Below are 18865 nucleotides of genomic sequence, written 5' to 3'. Positions count from 1 at the left end.
AGAATACGTTGATCAGGCAGCCATTCAGATGCGATGAAAGTACCCAACGGTAATCCCCCAGCCCCGCAGAATCCGGACGCTCAACTCAAAGCGGTCCGCCCGGCCGGGGTCGCCCCGGCTACAGGCTCGTCAGCCGTGAATCCGGCGATACCAGCCAGTGCCCAGCTTGCAGAGCTCAAGCTCGCCAATCGCGAAACCGTCCTGGCACGGGTGGCGGAAATCAGCAATCAGCAGGCCCCGGGCGCCAGCCGCCTGTTGCTGGATGTCCGCGGCCAGAGCATCGCCGTTAACGCCAGCATTGGTGAAACCGCACTGGCGACCGGCGACTGGGTCAAAATCATGCGCGCGGACAATGAACTGCAACTGCTGGGCAAACTCGCGCCAGCCGCGGAATCAACCATCGCCAGGGCCCTGGCCCAGCGCCTGCCGTGGCAACAGTCTGTCGACGCAGGCCTGATGAGAGCTTTCGCCACGCTGACAGCCGGGTTGAAAGCCGACGCCAGCACCAGCGCCGGGAGTGCGCTTTCCGGCGCAGCCCGGCCGTTGCCGCCGGGAGTCAGGCAGGCCATCGAACAACTGGTGACGCTGCTGCCGGGTCGCCAGACACTCGCTAGCCTGGCATCAGCGGCAGCCGGGGGTCAGCCTCTCACGACTCCGGCTACCGCAGCACCAACGCCTGCCACCGCATCTGGAGCACAAGCGGCGGAGCAGGTGCGCCAGTGGATCAGCCAGAGCGGCCTGTTTGCCGAATCCCGCACGGCCCGTGCAACCGATGCTCCGCCGGCAGATCTCAAACTCGCGGTGGGAAGAGTGATCCATCAACTGCTGGAATATCAGGGGCAGGCGCCAAACGGCTTCAATCGCCTGACCCCGATCCCCAGCCCGGAGCTGGTTCAGTCGCCGCTGCAGTTTCCGGGTGCGGCGGTCACCGGCCGTACGCCACAAGTCACCGCCGAACCGGTCAGCGTGGGGCAGATGCTCAGATTGCTGGCCGGGGTATTAAACCGGATTACCGTCAACCAGCTTCACAGCCAGGTGCTGTCTGGCAGAACCACTGCCGACGCTCCTGCACCCAACAGTACGCTGCTGATTGACCTGCCTTGGCTGAACCAGAACAACGAACCGCGCCTGATGCAATTACGCGTCGAAGAAAAGGCCGGACAGAATGAGGCAGCAAAGAAAAACCCGTCGGGAAAAACAGAGTGGAAACTGTCACTGGCCATGAACCTTGATCAGGCCGGGCCAATGCATTTTGACGTCGTTCTCGGCTTCGGGCGAGTCTCGGCCCGGGTGTGGGCCGAAAAACAGTCGACACTGCATCAGGCCCGGGGCCTGTTGCCCGGGCTTCGCAGGAGTCTGGTCGATATCGGCCTGGAAGTCACAGATCTGGAATGCTGCAAAGGGATTCCTCAGGGCGCAACAACCCAGCTTGAACATCGCCTGGTGGATACCCGCGCATGACCGACAATAACCAGAAACCATCGACTCCGGCAGCTGTAGCCCTGAAATACGACGGCAAATCCGCGCCAACTATTGCCGCGACCGGCAACTTTGAGCTGGCGGAAGAGATTATCCGGATAGCCCGTGAACACGGTGTGCCACTCTACGAGAACGCAGAGCTTGCCGGAATTCTGGCACGGCTGGATCTGAATGAGGAAATCCCTGAAACCCTTTACCGGGTCATTGCCGAGATCCTGGCGTTCGCCTTCAATCTGGAGGGACGGACACCCGAAGACGCCGGCCAGCCTCCCGGCCGCGGTTAATCTGTCAGCTCAGGCAGCCTGACGTTTGCGTAACGCCGAGACCAGCTCTGCTTCCGGTCGGGAAATGCCACAGGTGTTCATCAGATCTTCAATATCGGCGCCGAGATCGACCAGCCGCGACGCTTCATCATAGGAAATCCGCAGGGGATCATTCTGGCGCATTTCATCCACAGTGCCGCGCAATTCGTGCAGTTGCCGCTCGCAGCTCACAATCCGCTGGCCAACTCCCATGCTTCCGCTTGCCGTGGCATGAATCTCGCGCCCCAGATCTTCACTGCGTGTCTTTAACTCGACGCGCACTGCGCGAATCTGGCGGCGGCAGGCAATACCCTGAGCAAACATCAGGCAAAGAATGGCAACAGTCAGGAACCACGGGGCCTGAGCAGCAAAAATTTCGGTCATTACGAACGTCCTCGTTGATGTGACGCGGGCGTCCTTCCTGTGCAAGGCTGTTAAGCTGCCTTTACAGTCCGGAAATTTCAGCCCACTCGGTATCTGACAACATCTTTTCGAACTCGACCAGAATGATCAGTTCGCCATTTTTATTGCACACGCCCTGTATAAACCTGGCGCTTTCCTCGTTACCGACATTCGGTGCTGTCTCGATTTCACTGGCCTTGAGGTAAACCACCTCGGCCACTGAATCCACCAGAATTCCCATCACCTGACTGGAGGTCTCCATGACCACAATCCGTGAGGAGTCGGTCACTTCCGCGTCGGACAACCCGAAGCGGCGACGGGTATCGATCACTGTGACAACACTGCCCCGCAGGTTAATGATGCCAAGCACATAATCCGGCGCCCCCGGCACAGGAGCAATTTCGGTATAGCGCAACACTTCCTGGATGTGCATTACATCAATGCCGTAGGTTTCCTCATCCAGCCTGAAGGTCACGTACTGCAGTACCTGATCGTCATGAGCCTGTTTCTGTTGTCCGCTGGGGGATGCCATAACCCTGTCTCTCCTTTTCGGCCGCCCGGCGGGCAACCAGATCGTCAAAAAATCATCATCAGTGCCCCTTACTATAGTCGGGAGCACAAACCGTGCCAGTAACGCAAGGCGTTACCACATAAAGAACCGCATCGCGTCAGCTCAGATCCAGATGGTGTTCGCGTTCGGCCCGGACCAGCAGGTCGGCCATTGACCGGACATCCACCAGCGCACACATCTGCTCAATCACCGTACCAGCCAGCCATGGTCGTTTGCTGCGGGCCGAGCGCCAGCGCACCGCCTCCGGCCTGAGGGTAAAAGATTCGGCAACGTGATCACAGGCCAGACCCCACTCGCTTCGGTCCAGCCGGATAATGAATTTATAGTGATCACGCGCATCCGCCGGGGCGCGCCCCGCCATGATCCACTCGGCGGAATCCACCACCCGCAGATTCTGCACGGGATCCGGTCTTATACCCATGTACCATCGCGGACTGCCCGGTATCGACTTTACCGGCCGATCAATACGGTGAATGGCTCCCAACAGTATCAGTGGGACCGCCAGTTTTAACCCCGCGACCGAGAAAATCAGACACTCAAACGGTTTGTAGGACCACTCCGGACGGCCCGGTGGCTGCTGTTCCTCCTGCACAGGTGCTTCGCTGTGCTCAACCGCAACCCCCTGCTTGCAAGCCTGCCCGTTTTCCGGGGTAGCCCTTGGCTCCGGCTCCGTTTCTGTTTCTGGCTGTCGTTCAGGTTCCGCAACGGCAGACCCGTCCGCAGGTTCTTCTTCGGCGCTAACGGTGGCGGTATGAAGCAGCTCGTCAAAATAACTGACAATGGCTGAGGCGGGACTGGCCACCTGTGTCAATGTTTTGTCAGTCGTTCTCCCGACCCTGTTATCAGCCATTGCGCCGCTCCACCGCCGCGCTGGCCATTTCCGGCAGATCCCTGAGCAGGTGGGCGTAGGCCCGAACCCCGCGGGTTTCGGCAGCAAGCGCCGAAGGCGTCAGCCCTGCCTGACTGGCGTCCCGAAATTTTGTATCCACCGGAATGGCCGATTTCCAGAGCGTATCGGGGTAGCTTCTGCGCAAATGATTCAGGCTTCTGACCGATGCCTGGGTGCGACGATCAAACATCGTCGGCATAATGGTGTAGGATGGAGCGTTTTTCTGGGAGCGCATGATCATTCCCAGGGTGTGCAGCATTCTCTCCAGACCCTTGATCGCAAGAAATTCCGTCTGCACCGGTATGATCAGGTGCTGTGCAGCCGCCAGCGCATTCACCATCAACACCCCCAGCGATGGCGTAGTATCCAGCAGTACATAATCGAAATCATCCCAGAGCAGGGCCAGGGTACGGGAAATGATCCGGCCCATGCCTTCGACACCGACCAGTTTGCGCTCGAGTGTGGCCAGTGCCGTGCTGGCGGGCAGCAACGACATGCCCTCACAGCTGGTTCCGGTAATCAGCTGAGCCGGGAGGCCGTCCGGAACCTTACCCTGATGCTGGAACAGGTCAAACACACTACGATTCAGGGTGTCCGGGTCATAACCAAACCAGCTGGTCAGAGACCCATGTGGGTCCAGATCCACAACGAGCACCCGCTTGCCGCGCTCGGCAAGCAATCCACCGAGCGTGACCACAGAGGTTGTCTTTCCCACCCCACCTTTCTGATTGGCGACTGCCCATATCCGCACGCTGTGTTCCCCCGGTTTGACTGGCCCGGAATCACCGGCTGCCATAAAGGATTGTCGGCCGTCATCGGCCTGACTTGAAGCATTTTTGGCAAGCATTTGCCGAAACAGGATTTCCGGAGCACAGATGCATATACTGATATTGTGCCAGCCTCCCGGACCCCTCCGGCCAGATGCAACCGCGCTATCGCAGGGCGCCACGGATACTGGCATCACGGGAAACCAGCAGGACCACCCGGCGGTTCCGGCGGCGCCCTTCCTCGGTGTCGTTACGGGCAACCGGCTGGTGTTGGCCATAGCCGACCGCCGCCAGGCGCTCGGCCTCGATTCCTTCCATCGTCAGCATGCGCACCACAGCAGCGGCTCTGGCCGCCGACAGCTCCCAGTTGGACGGGAAGGCACTGGTGCGAATCGGCTGGTTATCGGTAAAACCTTCCACCCGGATCGCGTTATCGCGGTTGACCAGAACCGATGCAATGGTTTCCACAACCGGAAAAGCATCGTAGTGAGGCTCAGCGTCACCACTGCCGAACAACAGGCTGTTGCGAAGGCTGAGCTCCAGCCAGGCTTCGTTGCTTTCGACGGTGATCACACCCTGGCTGATGAGCTCATCAAATGCCAGTGTCAGCTTGTCAGCCATCGCCCTCAGGGCTTCCGTCCGGCCCTCTTCACTGATCGCCGGGTTACGGGGCGCTGCCCTGACCTGCGGCTGAATGACATCGTCTGCAGAGCCGGGAACGTCAACCGCTGGCTGGTCGCCGGCCTCGATGGGCCGGACAGAACGCTGGGGCGCGTTGAAAACGCCGGTCAGTGTTTCCGACAGTACCTTGTATTTGCCTTCGTTGACCGAAGACACCGAGTACATGACCACGAAGAAAGCAAAAAGCAGGGTAATGAAATCCGCATAGGAAACCAGCCAGCGCTCCTTGTTGTGCTGATCGTCTTCCTCAATTCTGCGCCGCCGGATCACTGTAGGAAGCCCCGCAGCCTGAGCTCTATGGACTTCGGGTTTTCCCCTTCGGCAATGGCGATGATGCCATCAATCATCATGTCCTCATAACGGCTGCGTTCTCTGAGGATACCTCGCAGCTTGTTGGCCACGGGGAAGAACAGCAGATTAGCCAGCGCAACACCATAGATGGTCGCGACAAAGGCCGTGGCAATGCCGCTGCCCAGGGATTCAGGGTTCTCCAGGTTGGTCATCACCTGGATCAGCCCCATCACCGCGCCGATAATTCCGATGGTGGGGGAATAGCCCCCCATGGCTTCAAACACCCGGGCGGATTCCATGTCCCGCTGTTCACGGGAGTCCAGCTCCACTTCCATGATGCTGCGAATGGTTTCCGGCTCTGAGCCATCGACCAGCAATTGCAGGCCTTTCCGGGCAAAGCGCTCCGGCTCCTTTTCCGCCAGGCCCTCGAGTCCGAGCAATCCCTGCTTCCGGGCTTTCACACTCCAGTCGATAACCTTGCCAATGCCGTCTTCCAGGCTCATATAGGGCGGGAAAAGGATCCAGCGTGACTGGCCGAATGCGCGCTTCAACAGCGGCCAGGAAGTCTGCAGAATGGTTGCTGCCAGGGTACCGCCGATCACAATCAGGGCGGCGGGCCCGTTAAAAAGCGAGTCAAGCGCACCACCCTCCAACAGGTTACCGCCCAGAATCGCCACAAAGGCAAGAATTATCCCTAGCAGACTGAGAATATCCATCAGCTGACCCCTTCCTGCAGTCGGGGCCCTATGTCCTGTAAAGCAAGAACCTCATCGGTCAGCCCGGCCTTGGCAACTGCCATGGGCATGCCGTAAATCACTGACGACTTCTCATCCTGGGACCAGATATCAGAGCCACTCTCCTTCATCAGACGACAGCCTTCTTTGCCGTCGGCGCCCATACCCGTCAGGATCACACCCAGTGTCTTACCGGGGAATGCCCTCGCCAGAGACCCGAATGTCAAATCCACGCAGGGTCGGTAATGCAGACGATTGTCGCCGGGCAGAATCCGGATACGGGCCTGGCCACCCCGGTTTTCAATGATCATCTGCTTGCCACCGGGCGCCAGTAACGCCAGCCCGGGTTTGAGCAAATCACCCTCCTCGGCCTGCCTTACTTCTATTTGACACATCTTGTTCAAACGCTCCGCGAACGCGGGGGTAAAGCTGGCGGGCATATGCTGAACCAGCACCAGAGGCGCCGGAAAGGACGCGGGCAAGCCGCTCAGGACCTTTTGCAGGGCCACCGGCCCACCCGTTGACGTACCGATGGCAACGACACTGTAGTGTTTTGCTGCGCCGCGACGAAGAATGCGGCGCGCGGCACTGACCGGCGCAGGCTTTTCCTCAGGCGTCATCACCGGCGGCCGTGGTCTGACCGGCCGTTCGCGGGGCCGGTCAGCGCCCCCCGCCGCGGCGGAACCGGCCGGGGTAGCTGTCGGTGCTGGTGACTTTTTGCCCGGGCTGCTGCGAGCCACATCCAGAATGCGCTCGATCAGAATTTTCTGCAGCTCACTGGTATCGCGGGCGATTTCTTCAAAGTTCTTGGGCAGGAAATCCACAGCCCCGGCTTCCAGGGCGTCCAGGGTAACGCGGGCGCCTTCATAGGTCAGTGAGGAGAACATCAGCACCGGAACCGGGTGTCGGGTCATGATTTCCCGTACCGCAGAAATACCGTCCATAACCGGCATTTCGTAATCCATGGTAATCACATCAGGGCGGAGTTTTTCGGCCATCTCCACACCTTCACGGCCGTTGGTGGCAGCACCAACTACCTTGATCTGACCAGATACCGTGAGGATTTCCGTCAGTCGTCTGCGGAAAAACCCTGAATCGTCAACGACCAGGACCGAAACCGTCATTCATTTCTCCTAAGCCCTGGCATGCTGCGTCTGCTTCAGAACCTGACGTACTAGCCGTAATGCTGCAGCAAGCTTGGAACATCAATAATGAGGGCGATGCGGCCATCGCCGGTAATCGTTGCCCCGGCCATCCCGGGCGTGCCCTGCAAGGCATGGCCCAGGGGTTTGATCACTACTTCTTCCTGACCAACCAGCTGGTCAACCACGAAGCCCACACGGTGAGTGCCCACCGCAACAATCACCACGTGACCGTTGCGGGGTTCCGCTGCGCCGCCACCCCGGACCAGCCAGCGCTTGATGTGAAATATCGGGAACACCTTGTCTCTGACCACGATACACTCGCGGCCGTCGACCACATTCTTCTTGCTCAGGTCCAGGTGAAAAATTTCCACCACATTGACCAGTGGCAGGGCGAATGACTGATCGTCCAGCTTGATCATCAGCGTGGGCATGATAGCCAGGGTCAGGGGGACCTTGATGATGACCTGGGAGCCTTTGCCCAGTTCGGATTCCACCCTGATCTGGCCATTGAGCTGGCTGATCTTGGTTTTGACAACGTCCATGCCCACACCGCGGCCGGACACATCGGATATCTGATCCTTGGTCGAGAAACCAGCGGCAAAAATCAGGTGGTAACACTCATTGTCCGATAACCGGTCAGCGACATCCTGCTCGTAGATACCCTTCTCGACCGCCTTGCGCCTGAGCACGTCCGGATCCATACCGGCGCCGTCATCACTGATGGACAACAGGATATGATCCCCTTCCTGTTCTGCCGACAATACCACCTGACCCTGCCTGGGCTTGCCGGCCCGCTCGCGGACATCGGGCATTTCAATGCCGTGGTCTACCGAATTGCGGACCAGATGAACCAGGGGATCAGACAATGCCTCAACCAGGTTTTTATCAAGGTCGGTCTCCTCACCGTGCATCTCGAGACTGATTTCCTTGCCGAGGCTGCGGGCAAGGTCCCGCACAACCCGCGGGAAGCGGCCGAATACCTTCTTGATCGGCTGCATCCTTGTCGCCATCACGGCGGACTGAAGATCGGTGGTGACTACATCCAGATTGGAGACCGCCTTGTGCATATGCTCGTCTTCACTGTCAGCACCCAGTCGCTGCAGGCGGTTCCGCACAAGCACCAGTTCACCCACCATATTCATGATGTCATCCAGGCGGCGGGTATCGACCCTCACAGAGGTTTCTGCCACTGGCGCACCGGCTTCCCGTGGTGGCATGGCAGCGGCAGCAGAGGCGGCCCCGTCTTTCGACTCGGAGCCGGAAGCCGCTGTAGCAGAGGTTTTTGCGGTCCTGTCCGCCGTTACCTTGTCTGCACTTGCGGAATTGCCGGCCGCGGCCGGCTTTTTGTCAGTCGCCGTGGCGCCATAACCTCCGGTGGGGCTACCCCCCTTGCCGTGCAGGTCATCCAGCAGGCTTTCGAATTCATCATCACTGATCAGCTCAGGGTCCGTCGACGGCTTTTCTGACGCTGGTGGCCCGGTAAACCTGCCTTTGCCGTGAAGTTCGTCCAGCAGACTTTCAAACTCGTCATCAGAAATTTCGTTGTCGGAATCCTGGCCACCAGATTCAGATCGGCCCCCAGATCCGGGCTCTGAGGTTTGACCCGAGTCGCCATTTTTACCTTCCAGCGCATCCAGAAGCTGTTCAAATTCTTCATCGGTGATATCACCACCTTGCGCTTGCGTGCTTGCCGAATGTTCATCAACGGTATCGTCTGCATCGTGGTCGCTCTCATCAGTCGCCGCAGTGTCCTCGCTGGCGGGTATCGCCAGCCTGTCGAGAGCCTTGATGAGTTCGTCCGGGGCGGGCGTCGGTTGCTCCTGATGACGAACCTGTTCGAACATGGTATTGACATGATCCAGAGCCTGAAGAACGACATCCATCAGGTCGGAATCGACCTTGCGTTTGTGGTTTCTGAGGGTGTCGAACACGTTTTCCGCTGAATGACAGCAGTTTACCAATGCATCAAGCTGAAGAAATCCGGCACCGCCTTTGACTGTGTGAAACCCGCGAAAGATCGAGTTCAACAGCTCACTGTCATCCGGTCGCTGCTCGAGCTCGACCAGTTCTTCAGACAGTTTTTCGATAATCTCACCAGCCTCAATCAGAAAGTCCTGCAGAATCTCGTCATCAGCATCCAGCGCCATGGGCTATCCTCTCAACTCAAAAACCAAGACTGGACAGCAGATCGTCCACATCGTCCTGTCCGGACATAACATTGCCCAGTTCATCCGCTTTTATCTGCGGACCCACGCCCTGTTCGGCGGACTCGGTTTTGCGCTCCTCGTCGACCGGTTCATAAACGGTTCCGGTGATCTTATCGACATGGCTTGCCATCATTACCAGGCTTAACAGGTGCTCTTCCACCTCCTTGACCAGGGTCGTTACCTTCTCGATAACCTGACCGGTCAGATCCTGAAAATCCTGGGCCATCAGTATTTCCGAGAGATTCTCGTAAGTGGCATTGGCGTCGTGATTAAGGGTGACGAAAAACGTATCAATGCGAGCATACAGGGCCCGGAATTCAGCAGGCTTCATTTCCCGCCGGCGCAGCCTTTGCCATTCATCCCGCAGTTCCGCAGCCTCATCACGCATCGAGCTGGCCAGTGGCATGGCTTCCTCCACCAGATCCATGGTGCGATTGGCCGCCTTGCCGGTCATCTTCACCACGTATTTCAGCCGGTCAGAAGCGTCGGTCATCTTTGACAGCGCTTCCGACTGCTCGTCATTACGCGGGTCTATCTGAAAATTACGTATCGCTTCATGAAGGCTTCGGGTCAGCCGACCCACTTCCCGGTAAAGGCTGCGGTCCCTCACTTCGCTCAGATCGTTAATCACGGTCATCGCCGCGGCATAGTCGCCAGCGTTTAACTGTTCAACCAGTGCCGCCGCCTGGCTATGAAGCTTGTCGGTAACCTCGGAGTCGAGGCCTTGATGGTCTGTCTCGTGCTTGCTCATGGAGCCCACCCGGCCTCTGGTTACTCGATTCGCTCGAAAATTTTCTCGATCTTTTCTTTCAGCACCGCGGCTGTAAAAGGTTTTACAACATAGCCGTTGACGCCTGCTGTTGCTGCCGCAACTATCTGGTCGCGCTTGGCCTCGGCGGTCACCATCAGAACGGGCAGTGTTTTCAGCTTTTCGTCTTTCCGCACTTCTTTCAGCAAGTCCAGGCCGGACATGCCCGGCATGTTCCAGTCGGTGATCAGGAAGTCGTATTTGCCACTCTTGAGCAGGGGCAATGCCGTGTTGCCATCATCGGCCTCATCGGTGTTGGTAAAGCCCAGATCTCTGAGAAGATTCTTGATAATCCGCCTCATGGTGGAAAAGTCATCCACGATCAGGATGTTCATGTTCTTGTCCAATGGGACCTCCCTTTAGCAATGCCCGAAATTCGTCGTTAGCGCCAGCTTGAAATCTTTATTGCCATCCCGGCGCGCCCTCTGGCTGGCCATTGTCTGCGCCACCGAGTTACTGATGCCAGTCTGACAGGCGGCCTCTGAGGCGTAACGCCGCCTGACTGTGAATCTGGCTGACCCGGCTTTCACTGACGCCCAGTACAGCACCGATTTCCTTCAGATTCAGTTCGTCCTGATAATAAAGGCTCAACACCAGTTTCTCGCGCTCGGGTAATTCGTCGATCGCAGCCGCCAGACTGGCTTTGAAATTGTCGGTAGCCAGGCCTTCCAGCGGGTTATCTCCCGCGTCCTGTTCGTCTATCGGCAGATCGCCGGATTCATTGAGTTCATCCAGACTGAAAAGTCGTCCGCTGTTGGCATCGTTCAGTCCTGCATAATATTCATCCAATTCGAGGCCCATTTCTTCAGCCACTTCCCAGTCCTGGGCCTCGCGACCCATGCGATCTTCCACGACCTTGATGGCACTGGAAATCCTGCGGGCGTTGCGGTGAACCGAGCGCGGTACCCAGTCGCCCTTGCGGATTTCGTCAACCATGGCCCCGCGAATGCGAATGCCGGCGTAGGTTTCAAACGTGGCACCTCTGCCGGGGGTATAACGGGAGGAGGCCTCCAGTAGCCCCATCATCCCGGCCTGCATAAGATCTTCAAGCTGAACGGAAGGCGGCAGACGGGCCATAAGGTGGAGTGCGATTTTCTTGACCAGCGGCGCATGTTCTTCAACAAGTGCTGAAGGACCACCAGCGCCGGTTATCGTGTAGATTCCTAGTTCTTTCGCCAATCTCGTGTATCCGGTTACTCAGTGTCTGGATCGGAATCAGACTTCGACGAGCCGCTCGACAAAGAATTCCAGGTGACCCCGGGGGGAAGTCGGCAACGGCCACTTGTCGACTTTTTCGGCAAGCGCTTTGATAGCCAGTGACGCCTTGGCCCGGGGATACGCATCCAGGACCGCTTTTTGTCTCTGGACCGCTTTCCTGACCGCTTCATCGTAAGGAACAATACCCACGTATTGTAGTGCCACATCCAGGAATCGCTCGGTCACCCGCGTTAATTTCTCGAACAAATGACGGCCTTCCTGCTCGTTGCGGACCTGATTGGCAAGTATCCGGAAACGATCGGTGCCGTAATCCCGGTTCATCAGTTTGATCAAGGCGTATGCATCGGTAATCGAGGTGGGTTCATCACAGACCACCAGCAGCAGTTCCTGCGATGCCCGCAGGAAGCTCACCACGGATTCTGAAATACCGGCGGCGGTATCCACAATCAACACATCAATCTGATCACCGATTTCGCTGAATGCATTGATCAGACCGGCATGCTCAAGATTGGAAAGCTGGGTCATTCTCTGGGTGCCGGAGGAGGCTGGTACAATCATGATCCCGCCGGGACCCTTGACCAGCACATCACGCAGGTCGCACTCACCGGAAATAACGTCCTGGAGGTTACGGTTGGCGCTAATGCCAAGAAGCACATCAATATTGGCCAGACCCAGGTCTGCATCCAGCAGCACCACCCGACGCCCCATCTGGGACAGCGCAATACCCAGGTTCACTGACACATTGCTTTTGCCAACGCCCCCTTTGCCACCTGTTACCGCAATCACCTGAACCGGGTGTGGTTTGCTCATACTCTCTCTTGCCTCTGAAAGCCGAGGGCCATGTTTTGTCGTTGGAATTATGTTTTCAGACTGCAACTGCCGGTTGCTGCTGAAGTTTTTTCAGCCTGTCTATCGCCATGCGCACCATCGGAACAGACTCGGCACGGTGCAGGTCCTCCGGAATTCTCTGCCCGTTCGTGTAGTAAGCCACGGGCAGGCCCGTTTCCATGACGAACCCGAGAACTTCTCCGAGAGTCAGCGCCTCATCGGTTTTGGTTACCACACAACCGGACAGCCCTGCCATCTTATAGCAATGCCAGACGGATTTCATAATCCGCGGCTGGCTGGTGGCAGAAGCAACCAGGTGAGTCTGGATATTATGTTGGCTTCGGGCCAGTTCCCCGAGCTGCTCGTCATAACCCTTGTCTGAACTGGTCAGCCCGGCGGTATCAATCAGCACCAGATGCCGGTCAGACAGTTCGTCGAGAATATCATCGATTGAGTGGCGTTCATCAACCACCCGCACCGGAACGTTCAGGATACGACCGAACACGAACAGTTGTTCATGGGCGGCAACCCGGTATCGATCTGTGGTCACCAGCGCCAGGGATTCCGGACCATGGCGCAGAACATAGTGGGCGGCAAGCTTGCCGATGGTGGTGGTCTTGCCACAACCGGTCGGGCCCACCAGCGCATAGACACCGCCCTCACTGCACCATTCGTCGCGGGATGTTTTCAGACCTGCAGTCAACATTTTCAGGCTGTGCTTCCAGCCATCTTCCAGCCGGCCATCACGATGACGCCGGGCCAGACTGTCTGCCAGCTCCATGCCCAGACCGAACTCCTGAAGCCGCTCTGACAGCCGCTGCTGAACCGCGTTTGTGGCGGGTCCGGGGGGAGTTTCATCGCGCTGGGCGCTCATCATATCACGCAGTGAGCTGATTTCGGCGCGCATCCAGGCCAGTTCCCCGGAATAGGCACTTTCAGCAAACCCGTTAGCAGCCTCAGCACCGGATACCGGGCAGGCTCCGGCAGATTCACCAGTGGCGGCCTGTCGCGGCGTTTCCGGGTCGTGGTTTTCCGCCTGGCCATCCCGCACTTCCCGGATACGGTTCCGCGAACGGTCAAGCTCCGCCTCAAGCTTGCAGTGCTGCTCCGCCTGGAGCTGTGCAAGATGTGATCCGTTGGTTGCCGCTTTCGCCGCGTCACCCAGGCGTTGACGCGCCATATTCTCGTCGTAGTCCAGAGCGGTCACGATTTCAACGCCGCCATCCACCCGCCGGTTCGACAGAATCACCGCATCCTGTCCCATCTGATCCCGGACCTGACGCAGAGCTTCCGACATGCTTTTGGCAAAAAACCGCTTCACTTTCATGATCAACTTTCCTCCGGGGCCGGCAGATCTGGTCGCCGGCCGCTCTGTGAACCGCAGCTATCACTGACCAACGGATGCCACAATCGTTATCTGTTTGTTATCGGGAACTTCCTGGTAAGACAACACGTGCAGGCGCTCGACGCCATAGCTTGCAAAGCGTGCGAGCACTGGCCGGAGAGGTCCGGATACCAGAAGAATGGCCGGTTTGCCCAGCATTTCCTGCCGCTGCACGCTGTCCCTCAGTGACCGCTGCAGCTTTTCAACCATATTCGGTTCCAGCACCAGCCCGATGTCATCCTGGCCGCCAGATTGTTGACTCTGTTGCACCGACTTCAGCAATAACTGTTCCAGGTCGGGATCGAGTGTAATAACAGGAATTTCACTCTCGTTACCGCAGATGCTCTGGATAATCATCCTGCGCAACGCCTGCCGGGCCATGGTCGTCAGGGTTTTCGGGTCCTGGCTCCGGGGATGGACGTTAACAATGGCTTCGGCAATGGATCGCATATCCCGGATCGGCACCTCTTCCCGCAGCAGGTTCTGCAGGACTTTCAACAGCAGGCTCAGGGACACGGTGGTTGGCACCAGTTCCTCCGCCAGCTTGGGCGAAATCTTTTCCAGCTGATCAAGCCATTTCTGGACTTCTTCATGGCCCAGTAACTCATGGGCATGTTTCTGCAGAACCTGGTTCAGATGGGTGGCCACCACCGTGCTCGCATCCACCACGGTGTAACCCAGGGTCTGGGCCTGGTCCTTCTTTTCCGGCTCGATCCAACTGGCATCCAGACCAAAGGCTGGGTCCTTGCCCTCAATACCTTCAATCCTGCCAAAAACCTGCCCGGGATCGATAGCCAGTTCACGATCCGGATGAATGTCCGCCTCGGCGATGGTCACGCCCATGAGAGTAATGCGATAAACGTTGGGCATCAGGTCCAGGTTGTCGCGGATGTGCACTGACGGCATGAGAAAGCCCAGATCCTGGGACAGCTTCTTGCGCACGCCCTTGATCCGGCTGAGCAACTGGCCACCCTGGGACTTGTCCACCAGCGGAATCAACCGGTAACCCACTTCCAGGCCGACAATGTCGACGGTAGACACATCGTCCCAGCCCAGTTCCCGGGTTTCAGGCGGGGCCGGCAACTGACCGCCCTGCTCGGTGGTCTCGCCGCCGGCAGGCATATCCCGGCCCGCGGAACGGGCGCCGGCCCGGGCCGGGAATACCGACTCTTCCTCTATGGTCTGTCGGTCTTTCTGCCATATGTACCAGGCAATAGCCGCTGCAACACCGCCCAGCCCCAGAAAAGCCAGATGCGGCATGCCCGGGATAAGCCCCAGAATAATCAGAATCATAGCCGCAATTCCGATCGCCTTCGGGGCCGTAAACATCTGCTCCAGGATCTGGCCGCCCATGTCCTGGCTGGAGGTAACCCGGGTTACCATGATGGCTGCGGAAGTAGCCAGCAGGAGCGAGGGAATCTGGGCGGCGAGGCCGTCACCAATGGTCAGCAGCGCGTAGTTCTGCATCGCCGTGGCAAATTCCAGATCATGCTGGATCATGCCAATGGCCACGCCGCCGATAATATTGATGGCAAGTATCAGCAGGCCGGCGATGGCGTCGCCTTTTACGAACTTGCTGGCGCCATCCATGGAGCCGTAAAAGTCAGCTTCCTGGGCTATTTCCGCGCGACGGAACTTGGCCTCATCCTGATTGATCAACCCCGCGTTCAGGTCGGCATCGATTGCCATCTGTTTGCCCGGCATGGCATCCAGAGTAAAGCGTGCGCTGACCTCTGATACCCGGCCGGCGCCCTTGGTCACCACCAGGAAGTTGATGATCATCAGAATCGCGAACACAATCAGACCAACCGCGTAGTTACCGCCAATCAGCACGGCACCAAAGGCCTCAATGACCTTGCCGGCCGCGTCTCCACCCTCCTGACCGTTCAACAGCACAACCCGGGTAGAGGCAACATTCAGGGCGAGACGGAACAGAGTGGCAACCAGCAGAACCGTGGGGAAGGCGGCAAAATCGACGGGCCGCAGGGCATAGACGCAGACCATCACAATGATAATGGACAGCGTAATGTTGAACGTGAAAAACACGTCCAGCAAAAACGTGGGCATCGGCAGAATCATCATGCCCAGCAGGCCCATCAGCATCACCGGGATACCGATATTACCCTGCGTCAGGGATTTGACATTATCTAGGACTAACGCTCGGTCCATGCCGGAAAATTCTCCGATTTCTGGTCAGTTGCGGGATAGCGCCGGTCGGTTTTTTGACGCCAGAGGCTCGTTTCCACAGACTCTCGCAATATCCGTACCACTACTGAACCAATTTGTTCCGGCCCGGCCTGACGCTACTTTTAAGATGCGGTATCCTTGCGCTTTCCCGGGCGTCCTGACGCCCTGACCCTGTCCGCCACTGAATAAAATGAAGGTAAGCTCATGCCAATCCACGAGGTAAAACATCCGCTGATCCGCCACAAACTAGGCCTGATGCGCCGGGCCGAAATCAGCACCAAGAATTTCCGGGAACTGGCGCAGGAAGTGGCAGCGCTTCTCACCTACGAAGCCACCAAAGACTTTTCGCTCCAGCCCAAGACCATTGAGGGCTGGGCCGGGCCCGTCGATATCGAGCAGATTCAGGGCAAGAAAATCACCATCGTTCCAATCCTCCGGGCCGGCCTGGGAATGCTGGATGGTGTATTGAGCCTGATCCCCGGCGCCCGGGTAAGCGTGGTCGGCCAGGTCCGCAATGAAGATACCCTGCAAGCCAGTACCTATTTTGAAAAACTGGTAGGTGAACTCGACCAGCGGATGTCCATGATCGTTGATCCCATGCTCGCCACCGGCGGTTCCCTTATCTCCACCATCGACCTTCTAAAGCAGGCGGGCAGTACGGAAATCCGCGCCCTGATTCTGGTTGCGGCTCCCGAAGGCGTAAAAAAGGTGCTGGAGAAACACCCGGACGTATCCATCTACACCGCTGCAATAGACGATGGCCTGAATGACAAGGGCTACATTCTTCCGGGTCTTGGCGACGCCGGCGACAAAATTTTCGGCACCAAGCAGAAGGACATCTGATGATGCAGGACCACACCAACGACCCGACCTGGAAACAGGCGATCGGCGGTTCCCAGATGCTGCTGGTCGCTTTCGGCGCCCTGGTTCTGATGCCCCTGATTACCGGGATGGATCCGAACGTGGCGCTGTTTACCGCCGGCATCGGCACCCTGATCTTCCACCTGGTGACCGGCGGCCAGATTCCCATTTTCCTGGCATCCTCCTTTGCCTTTATCGCGCCCATCATTGCCGCCAAAGGGCGCTTCGGAATGGCCGAAACCCTTGGTGGGCTGATGGCAGCGGGCATTCTTTACATCATTCTCAGCGGTCTGGTCCGGGCCAGAGGCACCGGTTTTATCACCCGGCTGCTGCCACCGGTGGTAATCGGCCCGGTAATCATGGTGATCGGGCTGAGCCTTGCGCCAGTGGCGGTGCACATGGCCTCCGGTCGCACCGGTGACGGTTCCACCCAGCTTATCCCCTACGACACCGCGATCTGGATAGCCATGATTTCCCTGCTGGTCACGATCGTCATGTCAATATGGGCTAAAGGCTTCCTGCGCCTGATTCCGATCATGTTTGGTATTATCGTCGGCTACCTCAGCTCGTTTTTTGCCGGTATTGTCGACTTCGCCCCCATAACCAATGCGTCCTGGCTGGCAATTCCCGATTTTGTCGCGCCTGCATTCAGTTTCAACGCCATCCTGTTCATGGTTCCGGTGGCCATTGCACCCGCCATCGAACACATCGGCGACATCCTGGCCATTGGCAACGTGACCCATAAAAACTACCTGAAAAAACCCGGTCTGCACCGCACGCTGCTGGGCGACGGCCTGGCCACCAGCGCCGCCGCTGCATTCGGTGGTCCGCCCAACACCACCTATTCCGAAGTCACCGGCGCGGTGGTACTGACCCGCAACTTCAACCCCAGAGTGATGATCTGGGCCGCTGTCATTGCCATTGTTCTGGCGTTTGTCGGCAAGTTCGGTGCGACTCTGCAGACCATTCCGGTACCGGTAATGGGGGGCATACTGTGCCTGCTGTTCGGCTCGATTGCCGTTATCGGCCTGAACACGCTGATACGACATCAGGTAGACCTGTCCCAGTCGCGCAACCTTGTGATCGTGGCCATCACCCTGGTATTTGGCATTGGCGGCATGGCCCTGGGTCAGATCGAAGGCATTGCCCTGTGCGCCATTGCAGCCATCGCCCTCAACCTGGTTCTGCCCGGCAAGGGCGAGGCCTGGGGAAATATCGATGAAACGCCAAGCGCCTGAACACGGCTCACCGCCAGACAGCACCGGCATCAGCTTCACGGCGCTGTACACCGGTGCCGTCTGGCACCGCCACGGCCTGTCCGATGATGCCCTGGCGACCGCCCCGGGGCAGTGGCTATACCACCTGATGACGCCCCTCGAGGCTACCGGCATGGCGGTGCTCGGCGCCAACCTCCGCATCTTTCTGCTGCAGCGCCATCTGATTATTGATCATCTGGTCGAGCAGGCGGTCAACCGCGGCGTCACCCAGGTCCTGGAAATCGCCTGCGGTATGTCACCCAGGGGGATTCGCCTGCGCCAGAAATTCCCGCAGCTCCACATGGCCGAAGCCGACCTGCCGGCGATGGCCACCCGCAAGGCCTCACGCCTGTTGGTCACGGGTAACCTTGGCCCCCGTCACCAGGTCATGCCGGTAGATATCCTGGCGCCGGCGGGAGATCATTCACTGGAAACCGTGGTGGCGCGAACCTTCGACAATCGCGAGCCAGTGGTGGTCATCACGGAGGGACTGACCAGCTATTTCTCACTACCGGTCATCTCCGGCTTCTGGCAACGCCTGGCCAGTGTACTGAAAGAACGCCCCGGCTCGGTGTATCTGTCGGAAAGCTACCTGATGCCAACCCAGCTCTTGCTCCGTAGCAATCTGAAATTCTTCGGCGGCCTGCTTGGCGCGATCACCCGCAGTGACGTCAGCTTCCACTTCCGGGATGACCAGCAGGCCGCCGAACACTTCTCATCCTGCGGCTTCCCCGCAGTAACCGTCCACAATCCGGCCGATTTCTATGGCCGCCTGGCCATTCCCCAGAGCCGCCATGATCCTATGGTTCGGGTGGTTGAGGCTCGGAGTTAGGCTCTTTGTAGCCTGTAAATTGT

At 58.3% G+C, this 18865-nt stretch carries 19 protein-coding genes; 5 read left to right on the top strand and 14 right to left on the bottom strand.

All coding sequences use genetic code 11. The annotated features are described in order from the left end of the window. The first annotated feature begins 135 nt into the window (after window positions 1-135). Together VJ956_RS04195 and VJ956_RS04190 are read left to right on the top strand one after the other, a co-directional pair. Window positions 136-1461: a flagellar hook-length control protein FliK gene (locus VJ956_RS04195; protein WP_324081966.1), complete on the top strand. Its 1326-nt coding sequence runs from the start codon at window positions 136-138 to the stop codon at window positions 1459-1461. Next, window positions 1458-1763 carry an EscU/YscU/HrcU family type III secretion system export apparatus switch protein gene (locus VJ956_RS04190; RefSeq protein WP_324081964.1) on the top strand — a complete coding sequence of 102 codons (306 nt, stop codon included), beginning with the start codon at window positions 1458-1460 and terminating at the stop codon, window positions 1761-1763. The genes VJ956_RS04195 and VJ956_RS04190 overlap by 4 nt, the downstream gene beginning before the upstream one ends. A gap of 9 nt (window positions 1764-1772) precedes the next feature. Here VJ956_RS04190 and VJ956_RS04185 read toward each other — a convergent pair whose 3' ends face one another. The 14 genes from VJ956_RS04185 to flhA all read right to left on the bottom strand — a co-directional run bounded on the left by VJ956_RS04185 (window position 1773) and on the right by flhA (window position 15875). After that, on the bottom strand, window positions 1773-2165 hold the full coding sequence (locus VJ956_RS04185) for a DUF2802 domain-containing protein (protein WP_324081962.1): 393 nt from the start codon (window positions 2163-2165) through the stop codon (window positions 1773-1775). Between the two features lie 61 nt (window positions 2166-2226). Next, complete coding sequence (locus VJ956_RS04180) at window positions 2227-2715, bottom strand: chemotaxis protein CheW (protein ID WP_324081960.1); 489 nt, start codon at window positions 2713-2715, stop codon at window positions 2227-2229. Between the two features lie 136 nt (window positions 2716-2851). Beyond that, on the bottom strand, window positions 2852-3604 hold the full coding sequence (locus VJ956_RS04175) for a chemotaxis protein CheW (protein WP_324081958.1): 753 nt from the start codon (window positions 3602-3604) through the stop codon (window positions 2852-2854). Beyond that, window positions 3597-4394, bottom strand: a complete 798-nt coding sequence (locus VJ956_RS04170) for a ParA family protein (RefSeq protein ID WP_324082182.1) — start codon at window positions 4392-4394, stop codon at window positions 3597-3599. Before VJ956_RS04170 ends, VJ956_RS04175 begins: the two co-directional genes overlap by 8 nt. Before the next feature lie 181 nt (window positions 4395-4575). Further along, complete coding sequence (gene motD / locus VJ956_RS04165) at window positions 4576-5358, bottom strand: flagellar motor protein MotD (protein WP_324082180.1); 783 nt, start codon at window positions 5356-5358, stop codon at window positions 4576-4578. Beyond that, window positions 5358-6098 (bottom strand): flagellar motor protein, encoded by a 741-nt coding sequence (locus VJ956_RS04160; protein WP_324081956.1) that lies wholly within the window; start codon window positions 6096-6098, stop codon window positions 5358-5360. The genes motD and VJ956_RS04160 overlap by 1 nt, the downstream gene beginning before the upstream one ends. Beyond that, complete coding sequence (locus tag VJ956_RS04155) at window positions 6098-7240, bottom strand: chemotaxis response regulator protein-glutamate methylesterase (protein WP_324081954.1); 1143 nt, start codon at window positions 7238-7240, stop codon at window positions 6098-6100. The genes VJ956_RS04160 and VJ956_RS04155 overlap by 1 nt, the downstream gene beginning before the upstream one ends. Before the next feature lie 50 nt (window positions 7241-7290). Continuing rightward, the gene (locus VJ956_RS04150) at window positions 7291-9408 is read right to left on the bottom strand and encodes a chemotaxis protein CheA (protein ID WP_324081952.1); all 2118 of its coding nucleotides are present in this window, start codon (window positions 9406-9408) and stop codon (window positions 7291-7293) included. A gap of 16 nt (window positions 9409-9424) precedes the next feature. Continuing rightward, window positions 9425-10219, bottom strand: coding sequence for a protein phosphatase CheZ (locus VJ956_RS04145; RefSeq protein WP_324081950.1), 795 nt, complete (start codon window positions 10217-10219; stop codon window positions 9425-9427). A 20-nt stretch (window positions 10220-10239) separates the two neighbouring features. Next, window positions 10240-10623 carry a chemotaxis response regulator CheY gene (gene cheY / locus VJ956_RS04140; protein WP_324081948.1) on the bottom strand — a complete coding sequence of 128 codons (384 nt, stop codon included), beginning with the start codon at window positions 10621-10623 and terminating at the stop codon, window positions 10240-10242. A 106-nt stretch (window positions 10624-10729) separates the two neighbouring features. Continuing rightward, entirely contained in the window at window positions 10730-11455 is a 726-nt protein-coding gene (locus VJ956_RS04135; protein WP_324081946.1) for an RNA polymerase sigma factor FliA, read from the bottom strand. A gap of 36 nt (window positions 11456-11491) precedes the next feature. Beyond that, window positions 11492-12304, bottom strand: coding sequence for a MinD/ParA family protein (locus tag VJ956_RS04130; protein WP_324081944.1), 813 nt, complete (start codon window positions 12302-12304; stop codon window positions 11492-11494). Between the two features lie 55 nt (window positions 12305-12359). Next, a complete protein-coding gene (flhF, locus tag VJ956_RS04125) occupies window positions 12360-13649 on the bottom strand; it encodes a flagellar biosynthesis protein FlhF (RefSeq protein ID WP_324081943.1) in 1290 nt (429 codons plus the stop codon). 60 nt (window positions 13650-13709) lie between these two features. Further along, window positions 13710-15875: a flagellar biosynthesis protein FlhA gene (gene flhA, locus VJ956_RS04120; RefSeq protein ID WP_324081941.1), complete on the bottom strand. Its 2166-nt coding sequence runs from the start codon at window positions 15873-15875 to the stop codon at window positions 13710-13712. A 222-nt stretch (window positions 15876-16097) separates the two neighbouring features. On the opposite strand from flhA, the gene upp reads away from it, so the two are divergent. Genes upp through VJ956_RS04105 form a run of 3 tightly spaced genes read left to right on the top strand, consistent with a single transcriptional unit; the run spans window position 16098 to window position 18842 of the window. After that, window positions 16098-16736, top strand: a complete 639-nt coding sequence (gene upp, locus VJ956_RS04115; RefSeq protein WP_324081938.1) for a uracil phosphoribosyltransferase — start codon at window positions 16098-16100, stop codon at window positions 16734-16736. 2 nt (window positions 16737-16738) lie between these two features. Next, window positions 16739-17992: a uracil-xanthine permease family protein gene (locus VJ956_RS04110; protein ID WP_324082178.1), complete on the top strand. Its 1254-nt coding sequence runs from the start codon at window positions 16739-16741 to the stop codon at window positions 17990-17992. Then, entirely contained in the window at window positions 17973-18842 is an 870-nt protein-coding gene (locus VJ956_RS04105) for a class I SAM-dependent methyltransferase (RefSeq protein WP_324081936.1), read from the top strand. Before VJ956_RS04110 ends, VJ956_RS04105 begins: the two co-directional genes overlap by 20 nt. Window positions 18843-18865: the final 23 nt, after the last annotated feature.

Source organism: Marinobacter sp. (assembly GCF_035268745.1).
GTDB lineage: Bacteria > Pseudomonadota > Gammaproteobacteria > Pseudomonadales > Oleiphilaceae > Marinobacter.
This window is presented reverse-complemented; position numbering and strand designations above follow the sequence as displayed.